Annotated in this window: 11 protein-coding genes; 6 read left to right on the forward strand and 5 right to left on the reverse strand. The window is 65.9% G+C overall.

Going from position 1 to position 9,571, the window contains the following annotated elements:
- Positions 1-30: 30 nt before the first annotated feature.
- Complete coding sequence (locus tag OVY29_RS05205) at positions 31-1,326, reverse strand: MFS transporter (RefSeq protein ID WP_037555667.1); 1,296 nt, start codon at positions 1,324-1,326, stop codon at positions 31-33.
- 133 nt (positions 1,327-1,459) lie between these two features.
- Here OVY29_RS05205 and pgsA point away from each other — a divergent pair, with 133 nt between their 5' ends.
- The 3 genes from pgsA to OVY29_RS05220 are packed head-to-tail and all read left to right on the forward strand — an operon-like array spanning position 1,460 to position 2,748.
- The gene (gene pgsA, locus OVY29_RS05210) at positions 1,460-2,032 is read left to right on the forward strand and encodes a CDP-diacylglycerol--glycerol-3-phosphate 3-phosphatidyltransferase (protein WP_037555668.1); all 573 of its coding nucleotides are present in this window, start codon (positions 1,460-1,462) and stop codon (positions 2,030-2,032) included.
- A 9-nt stretch (positions 2,033-2,041) separates the two neighbouring features.
- Positions 2,042-2,299 (forward strand): MoaD/ThiS family protein, encoded by a 258-nt coding sequence (locus tag OVY29_RS05215; protein WP_200880184.1) that lies wholly within the window; start codon positions 2,042-2,044, stop codon positions 2,297-2,299.
- Positions 2,296-2,748: a molybdenum cofactor biosynthesis protein MoaE gene (locus OVY29_RS05220; RefSeq protein WP_037555669.1), complete on the forward strand. Its 453-nt coding sequence runs from the start codon at positions 2,296-2,298 to the stop codon at positions 2,746-2,748. Before OVY29_RS05215 ends, OVY29_RS05220 begins: the two co-directional genes overlap by 4 nt.
- A 128-nt stretch (positions 2,749-2,876) precedes the next feature.
- Here the strand turns inward: OVY29_RS05220 and OVY29_RS05225 are convergent, their stop codons facing one another.
- Positions 2,877-3,782, reverse strand: coding sequence for a hydrogen peroxide-inducible genes activator (locus OVY29_RS05225; RefSeq protein WP_037555670.1), 906 nt, complete (start codon positions 3,780-3,782; stop codon positions 2,877-2,879).
- A 136-nt stretch (positions 3,783-3,918) separates the two neighbouring features.
- Between OVY29_RS05225 and OVY29_RS05230 the strand changes: the two genes are divergently transcribed.
- Entirely contained in the window at positions 3,919-4,386 is a 468-nt protein-coding gene (locus OVY29_RS05230; RefSeq protein WP_200880185.1) for a hypothetical protein, read from the forward strand.
- A gap of 9 nt (positions 4,387-4,395) precedes the next feature.
- Here OVY29_RS05230 and trmFO read toward each other — a convergent pair whose 3' ends face one another.
- Positions 4,396-5,745, reverse strand: coding sequence for a methylenetetrahydrofolate--tRNA-(uracil(54)-C(5))-methyltransferase (FADH(2)-oxidizing) TrmFO (gene trmFO, locus OVY29_RS05235; protein WP_152567620.1), 1,350 nt, complete (start codon positions 5,743-5,745; stop codon positions 4,396-4,398).
- Positions 5,746-5,820: 75 nt separating this feature from the next.
- Here trmFO and OVY29_RS05240 point away from each other — a divergent pair, with 75 nt between their 5' ends.
- Positions 5,821-6,486 (forward strand): lysoplasmalogenase, encoded by a 666-nt coding sequence (locus OVY29_RS05240; RefSeq protein ID WP_037555674.1) that lies wholly within the window; start codon positions 5,821-5,823, stop codon positions 6,484-6,486.
- On the opposite strand, the gene OVY29_RS05245 is transcribed toward OVY29_RS05240, so the two are convergent.
- Together OVY29_RS05245 and OVY29_RS05250 are read right to left on the reverse strand one after the other, a co-directional pair.
- Entirely contained in the window at positions 6,487-6,948 is a 462-nt protein-coding gene (locus tag OVY29_RS05245; RefSeq protein ID WP_313911081.1) for a host attachment family protein, read from the reverse strand.
- Positions 6,949-7,373: 425 nt separating this feature from the next.
- On the reverse strand, positions 7,374-7,715 hold the full coding sequence (locus OVY29_RS05250; RefSeq protein WP_313911082.1) for a hypothetical protein: 342 nt from the start codon (positions 7,713-7,715) through the stop codon (positions 7,374-7,376).
- A 1,128-nt stretch (positions 7,716-8,843) separates the two neighbouring features.
- On the opposite strand from OVY29_RS05250, the gene OVY29_RS05255 reads away from it, so the two are divergent.
- A complete protein-coding gene (locus tag OVY29_RS05255; protein WP_313911083.1) occupies positions 8,844-9,266 on the forward strand; it encodes a hypothetical protein in 423 nt (140 codons plus the stop codon).
- Positions 9,267-9,571 lie beyond the last annotated feature (305 nt).

Below are 9,571 nucleotides of genomic sequence, written 5' to 3' on the forward strand. Positions count from 1 at the left end.
AGCAGACAGGTGTGCCGTCGCCGCTTCCGGTCAGTCGCAAGCCCGGTGCAGTTTGACCGCGAGCCAAGCGGAGATCAGGCACATGGCGGCGCTCATCAGCAGTTGGTCGACGACGCCGATTCCGGCGAAGCCGAGGCCCATTGCGAGGAGCGAGCCCGCGACCATTGCGCCCGAATTGACGATGTTGTTCGCGGCGACGGTTCGCGCGGTCTGGTCCTTGGGGACCGTGGTGGTCAGGAAGGCGTAGAGCGGCACGACGAACATGCCGCCGCTGATCGCGATGCCGAGCAGCGCGGCGAGGAGCGGGATGACGTCGGGGTGGCCGAGGAAGCCTTCGATCCCGTACATCACGCCCGACGGGTCATGTTCCCAGTTGCGGCACACCCAATAGAAGGCGACGACGAAAACACCCATGACGATGACGCTGGCGGGGCTGTAGCGCGCCGATACCTGCCCCTTGAGCAGGCGGTTCACCGCGACCGACCCGATCGCGATGCCGATCGAGAAGATCGCGAGGAAGAGGCTGGCGACGCTCTTGTCGGCGTGGAGGATATTCTTCACGAGCGGCGGAAACTGGATGAACAGCACCGCGCCGATCGTCCAGAAAAAGCTGATCGAGAGGATCGCGAGATAGAGGCGCGGGATGTGCATCGTGCCGCGGACGAGTGCGATCGACGAGCGGATGATGTGCCAGTCGATGCCCGTTTCCTCATGCTCGGGCGGGGCGGGGGGCACTTTGCGTCCGGTCCAGTAACCGATCCCCGCGACAAGGACGACGCCGAGCGCCGCCCATTCGACGTCGATCACGCCCGCGAGGATCGTGCCCGCGAGAATCGCGATATAGGTGCCCGCCTCGACGAGCCCGGTGCCGGCCAGCACCTCGTCGCTTTGCAGGTGCTGCGGCAGGATCGCATATTTGATCGGGCCGAAAAAGGTCGAGTGGATGCCCATCGCGAAGAGCGCGAGCATCATGAGCGGGATCGCGATCAGATGCACCGCAAAGCCCATCCACGCGAGGACGAGCCCGAGCCCGCCGACGAGCATGATCAGAATTTCGCAGAATTTGACGATGCGGATGATCCGCGCCTTGTCGCGCGTGTCGGCGAGCTGGCCCGCGAGCGCGGAAAGCAGGAAGAAGGGCAGGATGAAGAGCCCCGTCGCGACCGCACTGAACAATGTTTCCGAGGCTTCGTCGTTGAACACGCCGTAAACGACGAAGAGCACCATCGCGTTCTTGAACAGATTGTCGTTGAACGCGCCGAGGAGCTGGGTGACGAAAAGGGGCAGGAACCGGCGTTGCTTCAATAGCGCGAAGGAGCCGGTCATGCGTGGTCCAATCTTTTCAATCTTGTTCGGTCACCACGCAAATCGCGGGCAATTTGGTTGTCGCCCGGGGGGCTTATCGGCTAGGGCGGACAGGGTCAAAGGTCATTTTGGACCGCCTATATCGACGGGGATCATGCTGAGCCTTCCCAACATCCTGACCCTTTCGCGAATCCTTGCGGTCCCCATCCTGCTTTTCCTTCTGTGGCCCGGGGTGGTGGAGGGATCGCACCAGCCGAAGCCGATCGACTATGCGCTCGCCTTCGGCCTTTACTGCCTGATGGGCATTACCGACTATTTTGACGGCTATGTTGCACGCTCGCGCGGGATCGTGTCGCGGCTGGGCGCCTTCCTCGACCCGATCGCCGACAAGATCATGATCGCGGCGGTGATATTGCTGCTCGTCTTCACGCGCGACATCGCGGGTTGGCATGTCATCGCCGCGCTGATGATCCTGCTGCGCGAGATCATCGTGTCGGGGCTGCGCGAGTTCCTCGCGACATTGCAGGTGTCGATGCCGGTGACGCAGCTTGCGAAGTGGAAGACGACCTTCCAGCTCGTTGCGTTCGGCGCGCTGATCCTTGCGGGCGCCTTGCCCGCAATAGGGTGGATCAAGACGGTCGGGCTCGTCTCGCTGTGGGGCGCCGCGGTGCTGACGCTGATCACCGGCTGGGATTATCTGCGCGTCGGCCTGAAGCATATGGATTGAGGTCGGCCGATGGCGCTGAACATCGCTTATTTTTCGTGGGTCCGCGAAAGGATGGGGGTGGCCGACGAGACGGTCGATGTGCCCGCGGGCGTCGGCGACGTCGGCGCGCTGATCGCCTGGCTCGCGGCGCGCGACGCGCGCGGCGCGCTGGCCTTTGCCGAGCCGCAGCGTATCCGCGCCGCGATCGACGGGGTGATGATGGGCCCCGATGCGCCGCTGTCGGGTGCGCGCGAGCTTGCGCTGTTTCCGCCGGTGACCGGGGGATGATCCGCGTATTGGTTCAGTCGTCGGCGATCGAGGTCGCCGCCGAGTTCGACCTGCACGATGCGGGCGGGCATGGCGCGAGCGCGAGCTTTATCGGGCGCGTGCGCGGCGACCACGGATTGGCCGAGCTGTTCCTTGAGCATCATCCCGTCATGACCGAGGCCGGACTGGGCAATCTGGCCCATGCGGCGGCGGACCGCTGGAAGCTGTCGGCGCTGACATTGATCCACCGCATCGGCGCGATGGCGCCGGGCGAGACGATCGTGCTCGTGCTCGCGAGCAGCGCGCACCGCGCCGAGGCGCTGGCGGCTTGCGAGTTTCTGATCGACCGGCTGAAAACCGATGTGATGCTGTGGAAGCGCGAAAGCTTCACCGATGGGCGGGTGGCGTGGGTCGAGGAGCGCGAGGGCGACCAGAGTCGCGCGGAGCGGTGGGAATCGGACATTCCATAACCGTCGCCCCCGCGAAGGCGGGGGCCGCTGTCGGTTTACACAATGCCGCTGAGTAAGGCCGCTAGCGGCCCCCGCCTTCGCGGGGGCGACGGCTAAGTTCGGTCGTTTTCTAACGAATATTCGGGACGCTAGTTCACCTGATGTTTGCGGAAAATATCCGCGAGCAGGCGGAACTCGTCGGCGCGGGGGCTGCCCTTGCGCCAGACGAGCGCGATCGTGCGCCAGTCATGCTCCGAATCGAGCGGGCGCGTGTCGATGTCGGTGTGGTCGAGGATGCCGGCCTCGATCGCCATTTGCGGCAGCATCGTGATGCCGAGGCCGTTGTCGACCATCTGGACGAGCGTGTGGAGCGAGGTGCCCATCATCCGCGCCCCGGCGCGCAATTCGGGGCGGTTGCATGCGGCCAGGACATGATCCTTCAGACAGTGCCCGTCCTCGAGCATCAGCATCTGCGCGGGGTCGAGCTGGTCGGCGCTGACCATGGCGGGCAGGTCTTCGCTCTGCTCGCCGGGGAAGGCGACGAAGAGCGCGTCGTCGAACAGTTTCTCGCTCTCGACGTCGCCGCACGCATAGGGGAGCGCGAGCAGCACGCAGTCGACGGTGCCGTGATGGAGCGATTCGCATGCCTGCGCGCTCGGTTCCTCGCGCAGGAAGAGCTTCAACGACGGGCGTTCCTTGCGCAGCCGCGGCAGCAGACCGGGAAGGAGGAAGGGCGCGATCGTGGGGATGACGCTCATGCGCAGTTCGCCGACGAGCGGCGCGGACGCGGCGGCCGCCATATCGGCGAGCTCCTCGGCCTCGCGCAGCACGCGGTGCGCCTTTTCGACGATCGCGTTGCCGAGCATGGTGAAGCGGACGACGCGGCGGGTGCGCTCGACGAGCGTCTGGCCGAGCAAAGTCTCGAGCTCGCGGATGCCCGCCGACAGCGTCGACTGGGTGACGTTGCACGCGTCGGCGGCGCGGCCGAAATGGCCGTGCTCGTGGAGCGCGACAAGATATTGCATCTGCTTCAGCGAGGGGAGGTAATTGTGCATTGATCGGATATAGCAATTGACGCTGGGCTTTTGAACAAGCCTGTCGATTAAAATTCGCCGCCATTATGGCGTCGTCCGTTGGCGCCCGCACGCGCGCCGTGATAGCAAGGGCCGATCAACCGGCGCGGAGGGGCGGATGGCGATTTCCCGATTTCTGATCGGCGGCGTGGCGAGCGCGCTGCTGCTGACCGGCGGGCTGTTCATGTGGAAGGGCTATACGCAGATCGCGGAGGTCGAGGTGCTGCCCGATCCGCCGCCCGCCTTGCCCGCAATTCCGGTCGCGGCGGCGAATGCGCCGAAACGCGGCCCGGCGCCGCCGGCGCTGCCCGCCGCGAAAGAGGCGTCGCGCGAGGAGCGGCGCTTCAACCGCTTCGATCGCGACCGCAACGACAAGATCAGCCGCGTCGAACTGATGTCGTCGCGCACCGCGGCGTTCCGCAAGCTCGACAAGGACGGCAACAATCTGCTGACCTTCGAGGAATGGGCGGTGACGACGGGTGCGCGCTTTGCCAGCGCCGATGCCGACAAGTCGGGCGATCTGACGCGCGCGGAATTTGCAACGACGGCGCCGAAGCGAGCGGCGAAACCGAAGTGTAGTTGCTGAAGCCGGCGGTCAGGCCGCGACGCCCTCCGCCTGCTTCATCCACTCCGCGAGCTTCGCGCCCGCGCGCTGCGTATAGCCGAGCTTGCGGTCCTTCTTGCGCACATCCTCGGCGAGCGGCGGGAAGAGGCCGAAATTGACGTTCATCGGCTGGTAGGAGGACGCATCGGCGCCACCGGTTATATGGCCGAGCAGCGCGCCGAGCGCGGTTTCGGGCGGCGGCGGGGGCAAGGTGCGGCCGCCGAGCTCGGCAATGGCGAAACGCGCGGCGACGAGGCCGATCGCGGCGCTTTCGACATAGCCCTCGCAGCCGGTGATCTGGCCGGCGAAGCGGATATGCGGGGCGGATTTGAGGCGGAGCTGGGCGTCGAGCAGTTCGGGCGAGCGGATGAAGCTGTTGCGGTGGAGACCGCCGAGGCGCGCGAACTCGGCCTTTTCGAGGCCGGGGATGGTGCGGAACAGCTCGACCTGTGCGCCGTGTTTGAGCTTGGTCTGGAAGCCGACCATGTTCCAGAGCGTGCCGAGCGCATTATCCTGCCGCAGCTGGACCACCGCATAGGGCCAGCGCCCGGTGCGCGGATTGTCGAGACCGACCCCCTTCATCGGGCCGAAGCGGAGCGTTTCGGGGCCGCGCTCGGCCATGACCTCGATCGGCATGCAGCCTTCGAAATAGGGGGTGTCCTTTTCCCAGTCCTTGAAATCGGTCTTTTCGCCGTCGACCAGCCCCTGGACGAAGGCGTGATATTGCTCCTTGTCCATCGGGCAGTTGATATAGTCCTTGCCGTCGCCGATCGGCCCGACCTTGTCCCAGCGGCTCGCCATCCACGCGACGTCCATGTCGATGCTGTCGCGGTAGACGATGGGGGCGATCGCGTCGAAAAAGGCGAGCGCGTCCTTGCCGGTCGCGGTGCCGATGCTCGCGGCGAGGCCGGCGGCGGTGAGCGGGCCGGTGGCGACGATCGTCGGGCCTTCGGCGGGCAGCGTGTCGATGCGTTCGCGGACGATGGTGATATTGGGGTGCTCCGACAGCGCCTTGGTGACGCCGCCCGAGAAGAGGTCGCGGTCGACCGCGAGCGCCGAGCCCGCGGGGACCTTCGTCGCGTCGGCTTCGCGCATGATGATCGAGCCGAGCGACCGCATCTCGCGGTGGAGCAGGCCGACGGCGTTGCTGTCGCCGTCGTCGCTGCGAAAGCTGTTCGAGCACACCATCTCGGCGAGCGCGTCACCCTGATGCGCCGGGGTCATATCCCCGCCGCCGCGCATTTCGGAGAGGCGCACGCGATAGCCGGCCTCGGCGAGCTGCCACGCCGCCTCGGAGCCCGCGAGGCCGCCGCCGATGATGTGAATGTCGTGCGCCACTATTTACCCTAAACATTGACTTGCAGTTGGTCCGCCGCGCACTAGGCCCATTGACGGCAAGATGCAAAGGGGCGGGCGATGAGCAGCGAACAGGGTTGGGATCGGGCGCGGTGGCTGTGGTGGCTGGCGCTGGCCGGCGGCGTCGGTTTCTTGGTCGCGGTGTTCCAGCGGCTCGATGGTCCTGCAATCTGGGCGTGGAAGGCGACGGGGGTTGGCTTCCTGGCGCTGTGGGCGGCCGCCAATGCGCGCGAAAGGAGCGGCTGGCTGATCGCGGCGGCGCTCGGTTTCGGGGCGCTCGGCGACTGGCTGCTCGATGCGAAGGGACTCGAGACAGGCGCGGTCGCATTCGTGGTCGGGCACATCATCGCGATCATCCTGTATCTGACCAACCGGCGGGCCGCGATGACGCCGTCGCAGCGCCTGCTCGGATGGCTGACCATGCCCGCGACGCTGGCGATCGTGTGGGGCATGCTGAGCCCCGCACCCGGCTGGTGGCACGCCGCCGTCTATTCGCTGTTCGTCGCCGCGATGGCGGCGGCGGCGTGGACCAGCCGTTTCCCGCGCTATCGCACGGGGGTGGGCGCGATGCTCTTCCTCGCGAGCGACCTGTTCATCTTCGCGGGCGAGGGCGCTGTTTTGTCCAAGGACGTCACGATGTGGCTCGTCTGGCCGCTCTATTTCGGGGGGCAGGCGCTGATCGCGTGGGGCGTGGTCAGCACCTTGTCCAAGGAGGCGCGCGCCTGATCAGGAAGGCGGCGCGGCTTCGCCGACGAGCAACGCCTCGATGTCGGGGATCGGGCGGTCGGTCATTTCCTTGACATGCTCGCCAACGATCCTTGCACTGACCTCCTTATGCCATAGCGGGCGCAGCTCGCCCATCGTGCGCGCGGGCGCGACGACGACGAGCGCATCGAATTTTCCAGATAGCGCCATCGCATTCACCTTTTCGGCGAGGTCGCGCGCGAAGCGGTCCTCTTCCTGCTGGTGGAAATCGGCTTCCTCCATCGTGTCCTGAAAGCCGCCGGCACCGGCGGGGCGGCTCGACCGGCCCGCGGCGTCGGTCTTGATATCGCTATCCTTGCGATCCCCGCGCTCGCGGTGTGAAGACATGCGCAAGTCGATTCGCTGCTCGTCGCCCTGATTGCGCAGGAACAGTGCCTTGCGGCCGTCGGCGACGAGGATGAGGGCGTTGTTGGGGAGGGTCATGGTAGTTGCTCCTTCTGACGGGAGCAACGCGTGGGGGGTAGGCAGGGTTTCGCGACGTGTCGGGACGGCGAGGCGGTTGGACGGGTTTCGGTCGGGAGCTACCTTGATCCTCCCCGGCACGGGGAGGGGGACCACCGAAGGTGGTAGGCACGCGGAGTCGCGCGACGAATAAAGGCAGGGAAACACCCGCGTTCTCTCCACCATGCTTCAGATGGTCCCCTCCCCCTGAAGGGGAGACCGGCTCTCCAATAATGTCAGCCAGCCCGTCCCATGCCGCGATCGTCGTGCGCGGTGGAGGAGGCGGTCGGCCGTCATAGCCGCCGGTCGCGCGGTGGAGGACCGAGCGATTGTCCCGATATGACCAGTATGTCGGGCCTCCCAGACATGGGTATAGCGAAACGCCTCGCGGCCCTGCCACCGATCGCTCAGCAGCGGCAGCCCCTCGCATCGTCGGTTCTGTCGAAGCTGATGATATATTCGGCACGAACAGGTTCTTGCGGCCCGTTTCCGGGATGGGCGCGGACGGCTGATGTAACTGCTTCGAGCGCCTCGTCGCCGAGCGGATATCCATGCTGCGTTCTGTCGTTTGCGCTGCCCTGCGGCGCGTAGTTCGCACGGGCGCTGTGGATCGCCTGCAACCCTTCTGACGCGCGCGCGAAAGTCGGCATCATGTCGAGCGCGGTGTGCTGGCTGGCGACCGCGCTGCCGCCGACGGGCATGGTATGGGTGATGCCGAAGAGGCAGGTGCCGGCAGCAGGGCGGGTCAAGAAAGCCCAGTCGCTGTGCCAAGCTGGCGAAAGCGGCGCGTTTCGTCGGCTTTGGCGCTTCACCGCGATGATACGTGGCCGGGGATCGGGCGAATGAAGGATCGTCGCCGAAGCCGCCGAAATAACGGGTGAAACGCCTCAGATCCGTCCGCCTCATTTTCTGGTCGGGAAGAGGACATGATGACGAGCCTACGCGGCGGATTTATGATCGTTCCGGCGTCGAGCGGCCGCGTGAGGTCGACGCCGGTCACGCGCGCGCCGCAACGCCTGCCGCTGGGGATGATGTAGTACGTCATGGCAAGGATGCTGCGCCGATTGCTGTGCGCGGTCAATCACTCTGGCAGCGCCCCAAAGATCGCCGAACTGACGGGGTCGGGGATGGTGAGAGGCGCCGGCAGTTCAGCCAGGCGCCATCTTTGCCGTCCTAATCTGATCCCGGCGGGGCAAGACGGAAGACAGACGTTCCTGTTCAAGAAACTGGCGTTGGCGGCGCGATCGGCGCGACGCACCGTCGCGGCACTGCCCGCCGATAGTGGAGGCGCGCGATCGCCACCGCTGGCTATTACGTGGCGATCGCGGTGATTATCGCGATACTGCCGCGATTATCGTCGCGATTACCGACGCAGACAGGCGCGCGATTACCGGCGCAGCCACTATCGCGACTGCCGCCATTGCTGCCGCGGTAGCGGCGCCACTGGCCTGGATTGCGCCCGGCGGTGCCAGTGGGCGCCCTGCTCGGTCATGAAGTCGATCACATGACCGCCTGCCCTGGCACGATCATCATGGCGAGCGCCGCGGGCGCGCTGATCGGCGCGAGATCGATCGGTAGTACGCCGCTGTTGACTGGCGATGACTGCCGTTGGCGCTGCGCCGCGCACCTATGGGCTGCGCGGTGCGACGCCCGCCGGTCGGCCGCACAGGTTCATTTGCTGTCTGCGTAATATGGCGGTAGAGTGGTTGTCCCGGCGGGGATCGTCCCGCCGTTCCCATGGAGTTGCCGGATGAAATTCTGGGCAAACCGACGATGGCGGCCGGTCCGCCTGCTGCTGGCGGTCATCGCGCCAGGCATCGCGGCGCTTCAGCAAGGCGCGAAGGCGTCGGATTTACACCGAGCGCGGCGCAGGGCGGGTGCTGTTCAACCTGCTGCCAACAGTGACGCTGAAGAAGGCCGGTGGTGCCCTTTATTTCTTCCCCGCCGCCTTTACGCCGGGCTGCACGCCTGAGGCATCTGTTTCGCCGAGGCGAGCGACGATTAACAGCTGGGCGCGCGCGTCGTCGCGCCACCGCGCGTCATTACCGATCGCGTCGCCGAATTTCAGTTCGAGTGTCGCGGTCAAATTCGCGGTCGCGGCCGATCTGGGCGCGAAGGGTCGCGGCGGAAATATGATTCATCGATGCGGCGCCCCATCGGGACGATGCTGTCGAACCGACATCCTATGCGTCATCGCCCCCCAATGGGACGATTCCTGCCTGGCTACACTGACAGCAAAGCCGCAGGCGCATGCCTGGCGTGCAGACGATGGCGGCGGTAAGGGCGGGAATATGCCATGACGCCGGATCGAGCCGAGGCGGTAATGGCTTGAACCTACCGCTTCCACTCGCTAAGGCGGGGCCGCTATGGCCTTTTATCAGCGCTGGCAAACCGATAGCGTCTCCCCGCCTTCGCGGGGGCGACGGTCGGAAGTCACCCCGTTCCCCTGTTCGCCGCCGATTTGGTTTGCGTCGGGAAACGACCGGAAGCGATGGTGATCTCCCATCGCGAAGCGCTGGGAGGCTGGGTCGTCCGCCCTCGGGTCGACTGACGCTGGGCAATCCTAAATCTCTTACACCTGGCGAAGCGGTGGTGAGGGGCTGGT

It is taken from the genome of Sphingopyxis sp. SE2 (genome assembly GCF_032227185.1).
GTDB lineage: Bacteria > Pseudomonadota > Alphaproteobacteria > Sphingomonadales > Sphingomonadaceae > Sphingopyxis.

Coding starts and splice junctions, on each gene's coding strand:
- OVY29_RS05205 (WP_037555667.1), bottom strand. CDS start 1,326: ATGACCGGCTCCTTCGCGCTATTGAAGCAACGCCGGTTCCTGCCCCTT.
- OVY29_RS05215 (WP_200880184.1), top strand. CDS start 2,042: ATGGCGCTGAACATCGCTTATTTTTCGTGGGTCCGCGAAAGGATGGGG.
- OVY29_RS05245 (WP_313911081.1), bottom strand. CDS start 6,948: ATGACCCTCCCCAACAACGCCCTCATCCTCGTCGCCGACGGCCGCAAG.
- OVY29_RS05225 (WP_037555670.1), bottom strand. CDS start 3,782: ATGCACAATTACCTCCCCTCGCTGAAGCAGATGCAATATCTTGTCGCG.
- OVY29_RS05220 (WP_037555669.1), top strand. CDS start 2,296: ATGATCCGCGTATTGGTTCAGTCGTCGGCGATCGAGGTCGCCGCCGAG.
- OVY29_RS05230 (WP_200880185.1), top strand. CDS start 3,919: ATGGCGATTTCCCGATTTCTGATCGGCGGCGTGGCGAGCGCGCTGCTG.
- OVY29_RS05240 (WP_037555674.1), top strand. CDS start 5,821: ATGAGCAGCGAACAGGGTTGGGATCGGGCGCGGTGGCTGTGGTGGCTG.
- pgsA (WP_037555668.1), top strand. CDS start 1,460: ATGCTGAGCCTTCCCAACATCCTGACCCTTTCGCGAATCCTTGCGGTC.